Annotated in this window: 14 protein-coding genes and 3 pseudogenes; 7 read left to right on the forward strand and 10 right to left on the reverse strand. The window is 39.1% G+C overall.

Going from position 1 to position 17,542, the window contains the following annotated elements; all coding sequences use genetic code 11:
- Nucleotides 1-155: 155 nt before the first annotated feature.
- From J416_RS03815 to J416_RS03830, 4 genes are read left to right on the forward strand one after another with little or no spacing between them, the layout of a single operon-like run.
- On the forward strand, nucleotides 156-1,325 hold the full coding sequence (locus J416_RS03815; RefSeq protein ID WP_003465233.1) for a galactokinase: 1,170 nt from the start codon (nucleotides 156-158) through the stop codon (nucleotides 1,323-1,325).
- Nucleotides 1,326-1,338: 13 nt separating this feature from the next.
- The gene (galE, locus tag J416_RS03820; protein ID WP_003465235.1) at nucleotides 1,339-2,331 is read left to right on the forward strand and encodes a UDP-glucose 4-epimerase GalE; all 993 of its coding nucleotides are present in this window, start codon (nucleotides 1,339-1,341) and stop codon (nucleotides 2,329-2,331) included.
- A gap of 12 nt (nucleotides 2,332-2,343) precedes the next feature.
- Nucleotides 2,344-3,843, forward strand: coding sequence for a UDP-glucose--hexose-1-phosphate uridylyltransferase (gene galT / locus J416_RS03825; RefSeq protein ID WP_003465239.1), 1,500 nt, complete (start codon nucleotides 2,344-2,346; stop codon nucleotides 3,841-3,843).
- A 16-nt stretch (nucleotides 3,844-3,859) separates the two neighbouring features.
- Nucleotides 3,860-4,906, forward strand: a complete 1,047-nt coding sequence (locus tag J416_RS03830) for an aldose epimerase family protein (RefSeq protein ID WP_003465241.1) — start codon at nucleotides 3,860-3,862, stop codon at nucleotides 4,904-4,906.
- A gap of 221 nt (nucleotides 4,907-5,127) precedes the next feature.
- Here J416_RS03830 and nagB read toward each other — a convergent pair whose 3' ends face one another.
- Nucleotides 5,128-5,853, reverse strand: a complete 726-nt coding sequence (gene nagB / locus J416_RS03835) for a glucosamine-6-phosphate deaminase (protein ID WP_003465244.1) — start codon at nucleotides 5,851-5,853, stop codon at nucleotides 5,128-5,130.
- A complete protein-coding gene (nagA, locus tag J416_RS03840; protein WP_003465246.1) occupies nucleotides 5,854-7,041 on the reverse strand; it encodes an N-acetylglucosamine-6-phosphate deacetylase in 1,188 nt (395 codons plus the stop codon). It lies immediately after the preceding gene.
- A 112-nt stretch (nucleotides 7,042-7,153) separates the two neighbouring features.
- Here nagA and nagE point away from each other — a divergent pair.
- Nucleotides 7,154-9,078 (forward strand): annotated as a pseudogene (nagE, locus tag J416_RS03845) (N-acetylglucosamine-specific PTS transporter subunit IIBC).
- Nucleotides 9,079-9,333: 255 nt separating this feature from the next.
- On the opposite strand, the gene J416_RS03850 reads toward nagE, so the two are convergent.
- Nucleotides 9,334-9,693: a DUF3888 domain-containing protein gene (locus J416_RS03850; protein WP_003465252.1), complete on the reverse strand. Its 360-nt coding sequence runs from the start codon at nucleotides 9,691-9,693 to the stop codon at nucleotides 9,334-9,336.
- Between the two features lie 88 nt (nucleotides 9,694-9,781).
- Here J416_RS03850 and J416_RS03855 point away from each other — a divergent pair, with 88 nt between their 5' ends.
- The gene (locus J416_RS03855; protein ID WP_003465254.1) at nucleotides 9,782-10,270 is read left to right on the forward strand and encodes a CBO0543 family protein; all 489 of its coding nucleotides are present in this window, start codon (nucleotides 9,782-9,784) and stop codon (nucleotides 10,268-10,270) included.
- A 124-nt stretch (nucleotides 10,271-10,394) separates the two neighbouring features.
- On the opposite strand, the gene J416_RS03860 is transcribed toward J416_RS03855, so the two are convergent.
- Nucleotides 10,395-10,883 (reverse strand): DUF5683 domain-containing protein, encoded by a 489-nt coding sequence (locus tag J416_RS03860; RefSeq protein WP_003465256.1) that lies wholly within the window; start codon nucleotides 10,881-10,883, stop codon nucleotides 10,395-10,397.
- A gap of 412 nt (nucleotides 10,884-11,295) precedes the next feature.
- On the opposite strand from J416_RS03860, the pseudogene J416_RS16545 reads away from it, so the two are divergent.
- Nucleotides 11,296-11,454: pseudogene (locus tag J416_RS16545) on the forward strand (tyrosine-type recombinase/integrase); the annotation flags it as partial.
- Between the two features lie 507 nt (nucleotides 11,455-11,961).
- On the opposite strand, the gene J416_RS03865 reads toward J416_RS16545, so the two are convergent.
- The 6 genes and pseudogenes from J416_RS03865 to J416_RS03885 all read right to left on the reverse strand — a co-directional run bounded on the left by J416_RS03865 (nucleotide 11,962) and on the right by J416_RS03885 (nucleotide 17,361).
- Nucleotides 11,962-12,114 carry a small acid-soluble spore protein P gene (locus tag J416_RS03865; protein ID WP_003465263.1) on the reverse strand — a complete coding sequence of 51 codons (153 nt, stop codon included), beginning with the start codon at nucleotides 12,112-12,114 and terminating at the stop codon, nucleotides 11,962-11,964.
- A 248-nt stretch (nucleotides 12,115-12,362) separates the two neighbouring features.
- Nucleotides 12,363-12,515 (reverse strand): coiled-coil domain-containing protein, encoded by a 153-nt coding sequence (locus tag J416_RS15670; protein ID WP_156809503.1) that lies wholly within the window; start codon nucleotides 12,513-12,515, stop codon nucleotides 12,363-12,365.
- Nucleotides 12,516-12,585: 70 nt separating this feature from the next.
- A pseudogene (locus tag J416_RS16665) lies at nucleotides 12,586-13,787 on the reverse strand (ROK family transcriptional regulator).
- Nucleotides 13,788-13,860: 73 nt separating this feature from the next.
- Nucleotides 13,861-15,435, reverse strand: coding sequence for an FMN-binding glutamate synthase family protein (locus tag J416_RS03875; RefSeq protein ID WP_003465266.1), 1,575 nt, complete (start codon nucleotides 15,433-15,435; stop codon nucleotides 13,861-13,863).
- A gap of 71 nt (nucleotides 15,436-15,506) precedes the next feature.
- Nucleotides 15,507-16,490 carry an aldo/keto reductase gene (locus J416_RS03880; RefSeq protein WP_003465268.1) on the reverse strand — a complete coding sequence of 328 codons (984 nt, stop codon included), beginning with the start codon at nucleotides 16,488-16,490 and terminating at the stop codon, nucleotides 15,507-15,509.
- 22 nt (nucleotides 16,491-16,512) lie between these two features.
- On the reverse strand, nucleotides 16,513-17,361 hold the full coding sequence (locus J416_RS03885; protein ID WP_003465276.1) for an NAD-dependent epimerase/dehydratase family protein: 849 nt from the start codon (nucleotides 17,359-17,361) through the stop codon (nucleotides 16,513-16,515).
- Between the last annotated feature and the right edge of the window lie 181 nt (nucleotides 17,362-17,542).

Here is a 17,542-nt window from a genome sequence, read left to right on the forward strand (position 1 = left end):
CATCTAAAATATGTAATTTTATTAATTATTTGTTAATATATTGTTGATTTTTGTTAATTCATTGTTTTTATTGATATATGGTTGTATTTTTACATCACATTTATTATACTATAGTTAATAAATTAAATTAATTAAGTTTAAAAGGAGACATAAATGTGGATAAACTTAAGTTGATCGATCATTTTAAAGAAACATTTCAAACCGATGTACATCCGCGCATTTTTTTTGCACCAGGGCGAATCAATTTAATTGGCGAACATACGGATTATAATGGTGGTCACGTCTTCCCTGCTGCGATATCTTTTGGCACATATGCTTGTGTGAAGCCTAGAAAAGATCGACACATACGATTTTATTCCGTTAACTTCCCAGAACACGGAATGACTGAATCTTCCTTAGACTCGTTAGCAGATCATCCAACCGATCATTGGACGAATTATCCAAAAGGAATGTTTTACTATTTACTTCAAAAAGGCTATTCGATCGATCATGGACTCGATATTCTTTTTTATGGCAATATCCCTAATGGAGCGGGATTATCGTCATCGGCATCGATCGAATTAGTCACTGGTGTCATCATTGAGGAAATGTTTTCGCTAAATATTGACCGAATGGAACTCGTGCGCATCGGTCAACAAGTGGAAAATGATTATATCGGTGTAAACACTGGCATTATGGACCAATTTGCTATTGGTATGGGGAAAAAAGATCACGCCATGTTGCTAGATTGTGATACGCTAGATTATGAGTATGCCCCCATTCAATTAGAAAAACATGATATCATTATTATTAATACGAATAAACGTCGCGAATTAGCTGATTCCAAATATAATGAGCGCCGACAACAGTGCGAAGAAGCTGTCTGCGATTTACAACAAGAATTAAACATCAAGCAACTTGGTGAACTCACACCGAAGCGATTCGAAGCATACCGTCATCTCATTCAAAATGAAATCAATCAACAACGCGCCAAACATGCGGTGTATGAAAATGCCCGTACGATTGATGCACTAAAGAAATTACGAGCAGGTGAACTGCAGGTATTTGGCGAACTGGTAAACCAATCACATATTTCATTAAGAGATGATTATGAAGTGACAGGACTTGAGCTCGATACAATCACCGAAGCTGCTTGGGCACAACCAGGTGTCATTGGTGCTCGAATGACTGGCGCGGGTTTCGGCGGTTGTGCGATTGCAATTGTGGCCAAAGAAAACACAGCACACGTCAAACAAGAAATCAAGCAACATTATCAAAAGACAATAGGTTACGAACCTAGCTTTTATGTCGCCGCTATTAGTGACGGTGCTAAAGAAATAAAATAAGAGGAGGATGTATATGCGTGTATTAGTATTAGGGGGAGCTGGATACATTGGGTCCCACGCTGTTTACCAGCTCATCGATCAAGGGTATGAAGTTGTCGTCATAGACAATTTAAAAACCGGTCATCAAGAGGCTATTCACCCACAAGCTCATTTTTATCAAGGTGATATTCGCGATCGGTCGTTTTTACGAGAAATATTTTCACAAGAATCAATTGATGGCGTTCTGCATTTTGCAGCCCATTCGCTCGTCGGTGAATCGATGGAAAAACCATTACAGTATTTTGACAACAATGTCTACGGCACACAAGCTTTATTACAAGTGATGACAGAGTTTGATATCAAGCATATTGTCTTCTCTTCAACTGCTGCTACTTATGGGGAACCAGAGCAAGTACCTATTACAGAAACAATGCCGACACACCCTACAAACACATACGGTGAAACCAAACTGACAATGGAAAAAATGATGAAATGGACACAAGCTGCACATGATATTGGTTATGTTTCACTGCGTTATTTTAATGTTGCTGGAGCTAGAAGTAACGGAGAAATTGGAGAAGATCACCGACCAGAAACCCATTTAATTCCGATCATCTTACAAGTTGCTCTTGGCCAACGCGATCATATCTCCATTTTTGGTGATGATTACGATACAGCAGATGGCACTTGTATTCGTGACTATATTCATGTTGAAGATTTAATTGACGCTCATATTTTGGCATTAAAGTACCTAAAAGAAGGTGGTAATAGTGACATTTTCAACCTCGGTAGTAATCAAGGATTTTCAGTCAAACAAATCATTGATGCCGCACGTGATGTGACGGGTCACGACATTTCTGCTAAAGTCGCCGAACGCCGCCCAGGGGACCCGAGCACCTTAATTGCTGCTTCCAATAAAGCCAAACGCATTCTCGGTTGGAATCCACATCGCACGGATATCCACCGCATTATTCGTGATGCGTGGGCATGGCATCAAGTACATCCTAAGGGTTATGACAATAAATGAGGAGGCATTACGATGACCAATCTGTCACAAACGGTTGAAGTGCTAGTTCAGCGTGCCATCGACAAGTCTATGATAACGAGGCAAGATGCTATTTATGCACGAAACCAAATCCTCAGTTACCTTCACGTGAATGAATTTATTGAGGAACAGTCGCTTGCACACGTCAATGACGATATCCCAGACCTACTTGAATCGTTAACGGACTATGCCGCTCGTCACAATATTATCGAGGACCTTCTTGACGAGAGGGAAAAATTATCAGCGCAAATGATGAATGTCTTCGTATCGAAACCTTCTGAAATTAATCGAACCTTCTATCAAAAATACGAGGAATCACCTGTATTGGCAACTGATTTCTTTTATCAATTCAGTAAGGATACGAACTATATTCAAACGAAACGCATTGCTAAAAATATTGAATTTGTCACACCTTCTGCTTATGGTGATTTAGACATTACCATTAATTTATCAAAACCAGAGAAAGACCCTGAACAAATCAAACGAGAACGCGAACTGAAACAAGAAATCGCCTATCCTCAATGTCTATTATGCAAAGAAAACGAGGGGTACGCTGGTCGAATTGGACACCCTGCTCGATCCAATCACCGCATTATTGAAATTCCATTAGAGGGCGAAACATGGTTTTTCCAATATTCGCCTTATGTTTACTACAATGAGCACAGTATCGTGTTTTCCAGTGAGCACCGCCCAATGACAATTACACGAGATACATTTTCCCGTTTAACGGCATTTGTTGAGCAATTTCCTCATTATTTTATCGGTTCCAACGCAGATTTACCAATCGTTGGCGGTAGCATCTTGTCACATGACCATTATCAGGCAGGACGTTATACATTTGCGATGACGAATGCTGAAGATGAGTTTCGTTTTTCAATCGATCCATTTCCGTCGATTGAAGCCTCTGTTGTCAAATGGCCGTTATCTGTCATTCGCCTGCGACACGAAGATCGCCATTATCTTGTCAATGCTGCTCATCACATCCTTACAAAATGGCGCGATTATAGCGATCCAGATGCTAATATTGTGGCGTACACTGAAAAAACACCACATAACACCATTACGCCGATCGCTCGAAAACGTGGCAATCAATTCGAACTAGATCTTGTTTTGCGTAACAATCGAACGACCAAGCAACATCCAGCGGGGCTATTCCACCCACATGAAGATGTCCATCATATTAAGAAAGAAAATATCGGTCTTATTGAAGTGATGGGGCTTGCGGTACTTCCGCCACGGTTAAAGGATGAGTTAGAAACGATAAAACAGGCTTTACTCGGTGAAAACGTAACCGTTGCAGACTACCACCAAAATTGGGTACAATCAATAAAGAAAAGGCATTCATTAATCACCGAAGAAACAGTCACCCAAATCGTTGAACAAGAACTTGGGGAAAAGTTTGCGCGTGTACTAGAAGACGCTGGTGTATATAAGAGAGACCGAGCGGGGCGACAAGCGTTTCAACGTTTTATTGACACAGTGAATGAAACATAAGTAGGAGGAGACGCAAATGGAAATACAAACAAATAACATCCACGTGAGGGACCAAGAATGGCAAGAATTCACCTTAACCAACGACAACGGCATGTCCGTTTCCATTTTAAATTTTGGCGGGATTATTACGAGAATTTTCGCACCAGACCGTGATGGAAATATTGAAAATTGTGTGATCGGTTTCAAAAATTATGAAGACTATCTCGATAATCCTGCCTTCTTTGGCGCATTAATCGGTCGTGTAGCGGGGCGAATTGAAAACGCTCAATTTGAATTAGACGGTAAAAGCTTCTCTTTACCTACGAACGAGGGAAATCATCATCTGCATGGTGGTGAACCAGGTTTCCACAAGTCCATTTGGGATGTCAAACCATTTGAGAATCAAGAATCAATCGGTTTAACACTGACATTGCACAGTCCAGACGGTGAAAATGGTTATCCGGGCAACCTAGATATGACCGTCACCTATACATTATCCAATGACAATGACTTTACGATTTCGTATGAAGGAACCGCTGATCAAAACACTGTACTTACAACTACGAATCATTCGTATTTCAATTTAAGCGGAGATTTAACGTCAGATATTAAAGACCACAACATTACGTTAGACAGTAGTCAATTTGTCGAGCTTGATGAAGAGTTGATTCCAACAGGTAAAAAACTTGCTGTGGATCAAACCGCTTATGATTTCCGTCAAGGCCGAAAAATGAAAGATGGCGTGACGTCAGATTTCCATCAAAACCTAGTCGCCAATCACGGCTATGACCACTACTTTATTTTTGACCAATCGAAAGAGGAACGTGCGATTGTGCGTGATGATAAAAGCGGTCGTGAACTTCGGGTAACGACAAATCAACCGGGTGTGGTTATGTATACGTCTAACAACCTCCCAGAAGGGCTACATTTACGCGAACGTGATTCTGTCAGATATTTAGGATTATGCTTGGAAACACAAGCTTCTCCTGCATCCATTCATCATGACGGATTTCCTTCCGTTTGGCTTGAAAAAGGAGAAACCTATTCGAAAGAAACAACTTTTCATTTTCGAACGTATGCATAATGGATGAAGACAGTTTTCGCTATGTTCAAATCGTTTTTTGGTTCTCATAATGCTTATGAGGACCATTTTTTGTGTTCTCTAACCATTTTTTTGTCTTCATCACGCTTATGATGACACTTTTTTCTGATTTCTTTTTCGATTTCTGTCATCATTGCACAAATGAAAACACATTTTTCAATTATCGGACCCATTTTTTGCCTTCATATCTTCAAGCTTTTAAGCTACGCGCTCACTAGGGCGTTCTGATCGGCAATAATTGTGACATTCGAATGATGGCGTAAAACAGAGGCAGGCATATGTTCATCCACTTCCTCATGAATCAATTTGCGTATGGCTTCTGCTTTATCTTCGCCAGAAGCTAACAATAAAATTTGTTTACTTTTCATAATCGTAGCAATTCCCATCGTAATCGCATGCGTTGGTACGTCATCCAAATGGTTAAAAAAACGTGCATTTGCTTTTCGAGTCGAATGCGCCAGTTCTACAACATGTGTCGTTGATTCAAACGCAGTTCCTGGTTCATTAAACCCGATGTGACCATTCTTTCCAATCCCTAATATTTGTAGATCGATACCATTCGTATCATCAATTTGCTTCTCATAACGCGCGCACTCTCTTGGTAAATCTTCAGCCATCCCATTGGGTATATGAATATTTTGTTCAGGTATATCCACTTCATCAAAAAAGTATTGATCCATATAATAGCGATAACTATTTGGATCTGTCGGTCGCATGCCAACATATTCATCCAAGTTAAATGTTGTGACGTGTTGATAAGACGTCTGGTTGAGTTGATGATCCTTCACTAATTGTTGATAGGTCCCCTTGGGCGTGCCACCTGTTGCAAGGCCAAGCGTTACATAGTCGTTATTTCTAACCGTATCAATGATCAGTTCTGCCGTTTGATTGCTCATATCTTGGTAGTTTGTTGCTTGGATGATGTTCATTTACGATCCTCCCTGTTGATAAGCTAGCTTTCCTCGACAAAATGTCATTTCTACTTCTAACGTGTCATCTAATAGTACAAGATCAGCATCTTTTCCAACAGCAATGCTTCCTTTCCGATCATCGACTCCTAGCTGTTTGGCAGGATTGGAGGCAGTCATTTGAATCATATCTTCCATCGAGCAGTCCGTAAAGGTGAACATATTGTGCATAGCGTCTTTCATTTTCAATATACTGCCTGCCAGTGTCCCATCTGATAATGTAGCCCTCGTCTCCCCTACTTGTACGTCTTGTCCGCCTAAATCATAGCTACCTTGTTTTAAGCATTTGGCCCGAATCGCATCCGAAATCAATAACACACGATCACTTGTTTTTTGTCTGTAAGCGATCTTTACGATTTCAGGTCGAATATGAATACCATCGGCGATCATTTCTACGAACAATTCATCGTGTAACAGCGCGGCTCCTGCAACGCCTGGCTCACGATGATGCAATCCCCGCATACCATTAAAAAGGTGTGTCACATGTGTCGCGCCTGCTTTTACTGCTTGTTCCACTTCTTCATACGTAGCATCCGAATGACCAACTGAGGCAACAACGCCCGAATCGTTCAAATGTTGGATCAAATGCATTCCGTTTTGTTCTTCTGGCGCTAACGTCACAAGGCGAATGTTATAATTGGCTAATTGTTGCCATCTTTGAAACATTTCAATATCTGGTTGTTTCATATGCTCTACAGGTTGAGCGCCAGCTCGTTTTTTAGAAAGAAATGGCCCTTCCAAATGAATGCCTAACACTTCTGCCGTTCCATTTGAAGATGCATCGCGCATATACGTGGACACATTAACTAGCGCCTCTTCAATGGCTGCTTCTTCTTGTGTCATGGTTGTTGCTAAAAAGCTCGTTGTTCCTTCTTTTGGTAGATGAGTGGCCATCGTTTGAATTGCTTCTTGTGTGGCATCCATTGTATCGGCTCCTGCCACCCCATGTATATGTACATCAATCATTCCCGGAATCAAGACACTTTTATACGACGGTTGAATCACTTGTAATGTGCGGCTTTTTTCTTGATCAAGTTGATTCACATCACCAATTGCCGTAATAATGCCATCCTCGACTTGAATATAGCCATGTTGATATATACCTGTCTCACTATAAATTGTTACATCTTTTATGATAAAGCCATACATATATCTCGCTCCTTTATGAATAGGGTGATACAAAACGGGAAAGTTATTCTCATCTAACACTGAAACAAACATTCTCAATCCAAATATGTTTGCTACTAAGGAGTATGATATCATGTTAAATTTTTTGCAACGAATTGGGAAGTCTTTAATGCTTCCAATTGCCGTACTTCCTGCGGCTGCTTTATTATTACGGTTAGGACAAGATGACCTCTTAAACATTCCGTTTATCGCGGAATCTGGTAATGCGATTTTTGATAATTTGGCACTTATCTTTGCCATTGGTGTCGCAATAGGTTTTTCAAAAGATAACAATGGGGCAGCTGGATTAGCGGGTGTGATTGGTTTCTTAGTGCTAACGAATGGTACACAAGCGATTAATGAAGATATTGATATGGGCGTCCTTGGTGGTATTCTTTCCGGTATTATTGCAGGGCTTCTCTATAATCGCTATCAAGGGATTCAATTGCCACAATGGCTTGGTTTCTTTAGCGGGAAACGATTTGTCCCGATTGTCACTGCTGCTGTCATGGTCATCGTCGCCTTTCTTTTTGGCTATATCTGGCCACCGGTTCAATCAGGAATCAATGGTATTGGGCAATGGATCATTGATGCTGGTGCACTCGGCGTTGGTGTATACGGATTTCTCAACCGTTTACTCATTCCAGTTGGCTTACACCATGTATTAAACAGTTTAGTTTGGTTTGTTTTCGGTGAATATAACGGGGCGACTGGAGACCTTGACCGATTCTTTGCCGGTGACCCAGAAGCTGGGATATTTATGGCTGGCTTCTTCCCTATCATGATGTTTGGTCTGCCCGCTGCGGCATTAGCATGATTCTTACAGCAAAAGAAAACCGGCGAAAAGAAGTGACAGGATTGCTCTTTGGGATTGCTTTTACTTCTTTCTTAACCGGGATTACCGAACCGATCGAATTTTCATTTATGTTCTTGTCACCTGTACTCTATTTCGTCCATGCGATCCTTACAGCCAGTTCATTCATTGTCGTCTACCTTATGGATATCCATCATGGGTTTGGTTTTTCTGCTGGTGCGATTGACTATGTTCTCAATTTCGGTATCGCTCAGCGGCCGCTATTTCTACTCGTGATCGGGCTGATTTACGGTGTCGTTTATTTCGCTGTCTTTTACTTCTTAATTAAGGGGCTTAACCTCAGCACACCAGGACGAGAGGATGAAGAAGACCTAGAAGAAGAAATCGACGAAGGGAACGATACGGTAACTGGCGACAAATATGATCACTTAGCCAATCAATACATCAAAGCACTCGGAGGCAAGGAAAATATTACGTCGCTAGATAATTGTGCGACAAGGTTGAGAATGCAGCTCGATCAACCATCCCAAGTTGACGAAAAAACATTAAAGCGTCATGGCGCAAAAGGGGTCATGAAAACAGGTAATAAGAATGTACAAGTCATTGTCGGTACCGATGTCGAATTTGTTGCATCCGCTATGCGTGAACGAATGAATCAGTCTACGCATGAGTCAGTTGCATCAAATGATAAGCAAGAAACAAAAGAAGCAGATTCGGAAAAGCCATCGCCAAAAGAACCTTTACAAGAAAAAGATTTTGTTGCGCCGATAACTGGTACGATTCTTGATTTAACGCAAGTACCCGATGACGTCTTCTCTCAAAAAATGATGGGAGATGGATTTGCGATCGAGCCTACGGACGGTTCTGTGGTATCGCCTGTTGATGGCGAAATCGTCAATGTCTTTCCAACGAAACACGCTATCGGTATTCGATCGAACAAAGGATATGAAATCTTGATTCATGTTGGTGTTGATACCGTTGAATTAAATGGAGAAGGATTTGAAACATTTGTGAAAGAAGGCGATACGGTACAAAAAGGCCAAGAAATCATGAAAGCTGATATCGATCAAATCAAAGAAAATGTACCATCACTTATTTCACCTATCGTATTGACAAATATGGCAGACGATGCGGAAATCACCATTAAAAAAGACGGCCAAATCGAACAAGGTGAAGCAGATCTCATCACCGTGCAACCGAATTAACGATTCGACGAGGCTTGGAGCAACATTATATCGTAATAAATTCAGTGAAATATCAAAAAGGATTAAAAATAGAGCAAATCATCTAGACTCCTGTTTAGATGATTTGCTCTTTTGAAACATGGCTTTCAAAAGCTGTTTAAGCATAGTAGATGCAAAATTGTTGAGTCTAATTAGCAGTTACATCAGAAGTGACTATAACGAAAATTGGTTTAATGTTTTAGTTGAGTTAGGCGCGGAGTATAGTAATGCGTGCTTTTATTGCTCTACAATTAGTTTCTTTAAATCCTTATGTTTATAGTCTACTACTTCGACAAAGGGTTTAAAACTATTTTCCGTAAAGTCTCCTGTAGTAAAGTCTGTGTTAAACGTTATTGTTTCTAATCCATATGGAGGATTGTGAGGTCCTGTGAATGTTTGAATTGAAATGGTTAAATGATAAGAGTCATCCTCTTTTTTTAGTTCTAAAATTTCCCCTCCATAATAATTCTTGTTTTTAAATGACTTCTTATAAAAGTTCTTAACTGCATTATCAATGTATGGGAACATAATCTGTAGAACGAATTCATCAATTACTGATTTGCTTTGTTCTTGCAACTTCTCTTCATATTTTTCCACTACCAGTAAACTCTTTTTTTGTAGTTTACATATTAGAGGTAAATAATGGACATACTGAATTCAGCCAGTTTTTTTGGGGGGAGTTTGGATGTCTATAGAACATATTATTATAATAATGGTGTGGATAGTATCTTTCTCTGTCCTTTTTATATTTATTCCGAAAGATAAAATCCTTCATGCCTTAGTAGCATCTCATATTAAGCAGGCTATAACATGGGTGTTTGGTCTTATTGTATCTAATTATAGGTTAATTGAATATCCTGTTAGGTTGTTTCCTTATACAAGCAAGGCAAGTTTTACTTTTGAATTTTTTGCTTATCCTGCAATCTGTGCCATCTTTAATGTTCATTATCCAGAGGGAAGAAGTAGAGTAGCTAAATTTGGTTACTATGCTCTATATTCCTCAATCATTACAATCATTGAAATAATACTTGAAAGAAATACTGATGTAATTAATTATATTCATTGGTCTTGGTATTGGACTTGGATAACGTTATTTATATCATTCTTTTTGTCACGTTCATATTATAAATGGTTCTTTAATAGAATATACTCACATTGTGGACATACAAAATAATCTGAGGGAAATTGTATTTCTTGATCAGATGTTGAATTTATACAGGGAAAATTCATTAAAGAAAGTTGTTGCATGATCTGAACTAACAAGATTTACATGAAACCCAGAAAACAATCCAAAAACTTTAATTTGTATTTTTGTGTTTAACATACAAACCTTCAACAAAGTTTCCACAAATTGCACCAATGAAACCAGTTAAAACGCCACTTAACACGGGACTAATTAAAAAATTGATACTTAAGCCTAAGACCATACCAATTACTAGCCCTAAAAATAACCCTGTGTAGTAAGTTCTTTCTTTAGACATAGTTGAATTGCCATTCTCTATATCATGGATATGATTAATGTCCTTTGCTCTATTGAAGGCATCCCACATTGAAAAGGCATATATAGAAGGGTAAAAAAGCCCCCATTCAATGTTAGCTACTGTTAATGCTTTATGTATCTCCAAATTAATAGTATAAATAAGAGACATGTTTATGTTAGACATGACATTAAAGTAAATTTCTAGTCCCATTAAAACTAGTCCTTTTATATATTCTTTATTATACAACTGCCCCAGACCTGGGAAAGCCATGGACCAAAATAATGCTGATATTGGGGATTTTTTCATGTTGCCACTCCATTCTTTTTACAATTATTGGCTTTATTGCAGTTTTTCACACTGATCTTTTCTAATACTCTTCCATATTTAGTTGAAATAGACACTCATTTCAGCTCTGTATATAAAAGCTATCTGTATTTAAAGAGTTTCTTTAGTTGGTTAGTTTCAGAAGAATATATTAAAAGTGAACTACGAAATAAAAGCTCCAAAAGATGGATATCTACTTCCAAAATTCTTATCAATCAAAGAATTGGAGATGTTAAGAAAACGTGCCTTTCTTGAAGTATTATATGCAACTAGTTGTCGTTTATCTAAGGTTCATGATTAAATAAAGCTGATAACAATCAACAGATCAAAAAGGGCAATCAAAGGGAAATAAAAATAATCTCTAAAATGGTGGCTTGCAGGCAAAGTTCGTCCCCATGTTTTAAGACATATTTTCGCAACATTAAATAATGGAGCTGAACTCGTAGCTATTCAAGAATTGTTAGGTCATGATTCACCAGATACCACACTTAGGTATGCAAAAATAACTCACGCAAGAAAGCGTGAGCAACATAAGAGATATCTAATTAAATAAAAGTGATTGTCATTAGACTACATACACAAATTTCTGTTTTAGATGACTTTGTGAAAACATGTACTTAAGCTAAAAAAGGTAAATTATTTTTCAATAAGAGGAACAATAGTATAAATCCTCCATCACTTACACAACCTAAAATTAATCATTTTTAGGGAAGGTTAATTATGCCAGAAAAAGAAATGGGTGTCGTATTGGGGCCAGTAATTTTACCTATACTAACATTAGTACCAGGTCTAACGATAGGATTTATCATTTATCACATTGTTCTAACAATTAAATAACAGAAGTCACTAAGTTACTTCTGTTATTTAAACTAATAGAGCTTTATTTGAAGAAGGAATGATTTTAAATGGCTTCCTTTGCTGCGCAGTACAACGATACCACGCATAGCTTTATTCACTAACTGTAAGGTTGTACTTAAATAATAGATATAATTGTTGAACACAACAATTTAAGTTTGCATTAAAATGCAATTTAATCATAGACCAGCACTAAATAGCAACCTCACATATCATGTGATGAACCATGTTTTTGCCGGGAATGGTTTTTATTTTTTACTTTATGTGATCCTGCTAATGGTTCACCATAAGGCTCTTGTACGCTTTTGGGTAGATTCGGTTGTTTCTGCTGTTTCGGTCCTTTACGATTTTTGGTCATCTTGATTCATCCTCCATGATTTAGTTATATTTTGGTTTGGCGCTGTTCACTTTTAGATTTGTATGTGTCATGTGACAAAACTTGATGATACGTATCCTTTATTTTCTCAGATTCCTGCTAAATTATACGAAGGCTTTAACCTGTTCGATAAAAGGTTTAGAGCTTGTTTATATGAACCAAAAAAAATGAGTATCTGACCTTTGATACTCATTTTACGTACACTCCAATACTGAACCATTGAAGTGGCTCTATTTATTTTTCAGTTGGTCGATTTTTTCTTCTAGTTGTTCTACTCTTTGTTCTAGCTCGGTAGTTGATTGGTTGCTACGCTTACTCCAGGATTGAACCATAGCGATAATAAACACGACAAACACAATCATAGCTAAAACAAACCAAATCATAATATCGATAGGAATCACCCTTTCCAGAAATCAGCGATTAACGTATCAATGACAGTTGATCATCAATGATTTATGTTACATCTGGCTCGAATAGTTCACTCAAAATTAAAGCAACTGCTCCTAGGGATGAGCCGTAATCAGCTAATTCAGATCTCATCACAGGTGTTTGCTGTGCCTTTGAAGAAATGACACGCTGTCGAATCGTTTTTCGTATCTGTGGCAAAAGATAGTCCTCTGCTTTACTCACACCACCACCGATAATAATTTTACTCGGATTACAGATGTGGATTAAATTCGTCAGTGCAATACCAAGATAGACACCAGCATCGTCTAATACTTGTTCCGCTAGTGCATCACCTTTTTTAGCTGCTCGGTGAACCATCTCAGCCGTCATATCTTGAGGACGGTGTAAGGTCCAATCTGCTAAGACACTCTTTCTTCCCTTTCGCAACAATTCTTGCGTTCTCTCCGCAATCGCTGGACCAGAAGCAACAGTTTGTAAACAGCCTACATTCCCACAAGAACACGCTTTGCCATTTAAGTCAATCGTCATATGGCCGATTTCTCCAGCTATCCCTGCTTCGCCATTATAAAGCTTACCATTGATCACAAGTCCAGCACCAATCCCTTGTCCCACATTGACTGCTATCATGCTGCATGCGCCACTTGATCTTGAAACCAAGCTTCACCAAGCGCCAAGGCTTTCGCATCATTTTCAACCCGAACATCAAGCGAAAAAGCTTCCTCCAAGCGCTTCTTAATCGGCATATTTCGTAATTGTAGATTCGGAGCAAATAAAGAAACTCCATCTCTGGCCTCAACTATGCCATGCATGGCTACACCAATCCCAATAAAACGTAACGCTTGATTACGACGTTGCAAGTCACCAATTGCATGTATTAACACATGCAAAAATTGTTCTTCATCTAACTTTTCAGGTAATGTGATGGTCAATTCATCACGAATGTCTCCCGCTAAATCTGACGCAATCAAACGAATATCAACGGGCCCTACATCAATGCCAATAATATGGAAGCCAGACGTATTAACCTCTAACATCGTCGGTTTTCTCCCGCCTTGCGATACACCGAGCTTACTTTCTTTAATCAATTCTTGCTCAATTAATTCTTTAACAATCGAGCCAACTGTCGGCGGTGTTAGTTGGGTCTCTTTCGCAATTTGAGCTCGCGAAATCGAACCAGACGTGCGAATTTTATTTAGTATCATTGATTTATTTAACGATTTCATCCATTGAAAACTACCACGTTGCATTGCCTTCGCCCCAAACTTCCTTAAGTTACTTCATTAAGTATAACATGAATCAACTGACGGTTCGAAGCAAAAGCTAATGCTGATTTGTCATTAAATGATTATCATAAATCACGTCATACAAATCTTTATACGCTACGTGCGCTTCCGTTAACTCTGTCGGGGATTCTAAGCCTGCAGCGGCCGCAATATTAAACAAACCCTCACGAATCGAAATAACATAGTTCGTCACACGATATGATTTTTCATCAATATCTAACGCTTTCTGTAGTTTGTCATCCGTTGTGGCTACACCAACTGGACATTGATTCGTATGGCAAACTTGCGCCATAATACAGCCAGTCGTCACCATGAACGCACGCGCTGCCTGAATCAAGTCAGCTCCTAAAGCAAGAGCAAAAGCCATCCGATCTGGTGTGAACAACTTACCTGATGCGATAATTTTCACTTGATCTCTCACGCCTACTTCTACAAGCGCACGATGTAAAATCGGAATCGCTGATTTAATCGGAAGGCCAACGCTATCGGTTAATTCCTGATAGGTCGCACCTGTACCACCTTCACCACCATCAATCGAAATAAAATCAGGCATCTTCCCGGTCTCTTTCATCGCCTGAGCGAGTGACCGTACATCTTGCTCTTGGCCAACAACTAATTTGATCCCGACCGGTATCCCACCTACATCACGAATGTGATCAACAAATTCTAACATCGAATAGACGTCATTAAACTCTCGAAAACGGTTTGGACTATCATTCGATTGATAAGCTGGAATATTGCGAATACGAGCAATTTCTTCGTTCACTTTTTCTGCTTCAAGGTGCCCACCTCGAGTTTTTGCACCTTGAGCTAGTTTTAATTCGAAAGCCTTCACTTGATCAATCGAGGCCTTATGCTTTACTTCTTCCCAAGACAACTCTCCAGATTCCGTGCGTACACCATATAAACCTGGACCTATTTGCATAATGATATCGACATTTCCTTTTAAATGATAATCAGAAACGCCACCTTCGCCCGTATTCATCCAAGTACCTTGCGCCCGTCCCAAGCCAACTGACAATGCCGTTATCGCACGGTCACCTAAAGCGCCATAACTCATGCCAGACATGCCGATTAATCCTTTTACGCGAAATGGATGCCGGGCTTTTAGACCGATGATTACTTCATGTGTTTGATCCAATAAATACGGTGATACAGACTGATCATTTCGATGTTCTTGGCGAGAAAATAGGTGCTCCTTATCAATTTGATATATTTTAGTCGAAATCTTTGGCGTTTGATCAACAGACAATTCTTCAGCTAGCTTCGGAAACATCGTATTTTTAATATAATAACCGGGCTGATCAAAGTCTTTTTTGGAGCCAAATCCGACTAGGCGGTTTTTATATTTAGCAGGAATCACAATGTCTTGATAATCTTTTCGGGAAAACGGCTTTCCTGTATCATCTTCCGTGAATAAATATTGACGTAACTCTGGACCTATATTTTCTAAAAAATACCGGACACGTCCGATTAATGGATAGTTCTTTAATACCGCATGCCGAGCTTGCTTCCGATCAACAAAAAAACCGTATAGCATGAATGCGCCTGGAATAATGAGCAAAATAAAAATAATGACTAATAACACGATTGATGCCACTTCAACGACCAATGTTTACCCCCCTCAACAAATGAGAGAGAAGCATCAATTCAAATGCTTCTCACTGTGATTTCTATTTTTTATTAATATGCACCGCGGATATGTTGATGAACTTCTTCTTGATAAAATGTACGTAATGTTTCTAATTCTTGTTCAGTAAAAGATGGGACGTCGAGTGCCGCCAAATTATCCTCTACTTGTTTTACCGATTTAAAACCTGGAATTACCGAAGATATCGCATCATAACTTAGAATCCATTGTAAAGCCGCTCGCGTCATATTCCCTCGGTTTTCTGCTATCCATTCGAGTTCGTTTGCTAATGCAACCCCTTTTTCGAACGGCAGCCCAGCAAATGTTTCACCAACATTAAATGCTTCACCATTACGATTAAACTTGCGATGATCATCTTGTTCAAATTGATGATTCGTAGAAAACTTACCTGTTAATAGCCCGCTCGCTAACGGCACGCGAGCAAGGATACCAACATTCTTTTCTTGGGCGACTGGGAACAACTCTGTAATTGGCTTTTGCCGGAATACATTAAAGATAACTTGTAATACATCAACATTTGGATTTTCCATCGACAGCAAACCTTCTTCTACTGTTTCAACACTAACACCGTAATGACGGATTTTCCCTTCCTGTTTGAGTTGATCGAGCACAGCAAATACAGATCCGTCACGCAAAATATCAATCGGTGGACAGTGAATTTGAATTAAGTCCAATTGATCTCGTTGTAAACGACGCAAACTGTTATCCACATAACGGGTGACAGAATCCTTTGAATAAGTAGCAGGATCATGGATATCACCAGCACGACAAAATTTTGTCGCAATATAAATTTGATCTTCTTTTCCTTTCGTTGCTTTCGCTAATAATTCCTCACTATGGCCATCCCCGTACACGTCTGCTGTGTCAAAGAAATTCACGCCAGCATCCATTGCCCGTTCTAAGCCTTTTAATGCTTCTTTATCATTGGTCTGGCCCCAAGCACCGCCAATTGCCCATGTACCAAAACTTAATTCGCTAATTTTCATATCGGTTTTTCCTAGCTTGCGATATTTCATGTTTCATAACACCTTCCTTTTTTTATACGTCTACATAGTCTCGCCAGTTATGAACAGGTTGCCATCCTAACACTTCTTTCGCCTTTTTATTACTTAACAGCGTTTCATAACCTTCTAATGGTTCACGAAAATCTACTACATTCGGAAAACAAGTTTCCATTAATGCTTTACTTTTGATATCCATACTCGAGTTATCCGCTGCTAAGTTTAACGCAACCGTTTCTAATCCATCTTCTTCAATAGCCAAGCGATATGCCACACCTGCATCACGAGCATCAATATAACTCCATAAAATAGGCTTACGGAGCTCTGGTTGATGAATGAAGTCAGGGAAATTTTTGTACATATCTGGTGTAATCACATTCCCCACTCGCATGGATACGACTTGCATGCCCGTACGATTATGTATCATTTCCGCAGTTTGTTCATTCACGATTTTCGATAACCCGTAGCTATCTTCTGGAAAACGCGGATGTTCTTCATCAACGGGTACATAAAGCGGTTGCAAATTTTGTTTAGAGAAAACAAAACCATAAGAAGACTCACTTGATGTAATCGCAGCCTTTTTGATTCCTAGTCGGCCTGCTGCTTCTAATATATTATACGTTGACATAACATTATTTTGAAACGTCACTTCATTCGGATGAGAATAGGCGACTGGAATAGCTGCTAAATGAACAACAGCATCTGCTCCTTTTAGCACACCATACACTTCACCCAAATTGGTTAAATCAGCAATCACTGTTTGACATAATGGGTTTTTTGGATGTTTTTGATCGACATTTAATACTTCATAACCATGATCTAGAAACTCTTGAATGACAGATGGACCTAATAGGCCGCTGCCACCGGTAATGACGACTTTACTCATGTTGCTCCCTCCTTTGTTTGCGTTTTCATAGACTATTATACGTGAATGATAAGTAGAAGGAAAAGAATTCGCTTGATCATTTTATTATTGTTTGAATCATAGTCGTGTTGATTTTATGATTCACTATTCATTTTTGAGCTACGGGAAGGAAAAAAATGAGGCCTTCCTAGTCAGCTATAAA

Source organism: Gracilibacillus halophilus YIM-C55.5, assembly GCF_000359605.1.
Lineage (GTDB): Bacteria > Bacillota > Bacilli > Bacillales > Amphibacillaceae > Gracilibacillus > Gracilibacillus halophilus.

Coding starts and splice junctions, on each gene's coding strand:
- J416_RS03830 (WP_003465241.1), top strand. CDS start 3,860: ATGGAAATACAAACAAATAACATCCACGTGAGGGACCAAGAATGGCAA.
- J416_RS03860 (WP_003465256.1), bottom strand. CDS start 10,883: ATGAAAAAATCCCCAATATCAGCATTATTTTGGTCCATGGCTTTCCCA.
- J416_RS03865 (WP_003465263.1), bottom strand. CDS start 12,114: ATGACCAAAAATCGTAAAGGACCGAAACAGCAGAAACAACCGAATCTA.
- galE (WP_003465235.1), top strand. CDS start 1,339: ATGCGTGTATTAGTATTAGGGGGAGCTGGATACATTGGGTCCCACGCT.
- J416_RS03880 (WP_003465268.1), bottom strand. CDS start 16,490: ATGAAATATCGCAAGCTAGGAAAAACCGATATGAAAATTAGCGAATTA.
- nagB (WP_003465244.1), bottom strand. CDS start 5,853: ATGAACATCATCCAAGCAACAAACTACCAAGATATGAGCAATCAAACG.
- J416_RS15670 (WP_156809503.1), bottom strand. CDS start 12,515: ATGATTTGGTTTGTTTTAGCTATGATTGTGTTTGTCGTGTTTATTATC.
- J416_RS03855 (WP_003465254.1), top strand. CDS start 9,782: ATGTCTATAGAACATATTATTATAATAATGGTGTGGATAGTATCTTTC.
- J416_RS03885 (WP_003465276.1), bottom strand. CDS start 17,361: ATGAGTAAAGTCGTCATTACCGGTGGCAGCGGCCTATTAGGTCCATCT.
- nagA (WP_003465246.1), bottom strand. CDS start 7,041: ATGTATGGCTTTATCATAAAAGATGTAACAATTTATAGTGAGACAGGT.
- galT (WP_003465239.1), top strand. CDS start 2,344: ATGACCAATCTGTCACAAACGGTTGAAGTGCTAGTTCAGCGTGCCATC.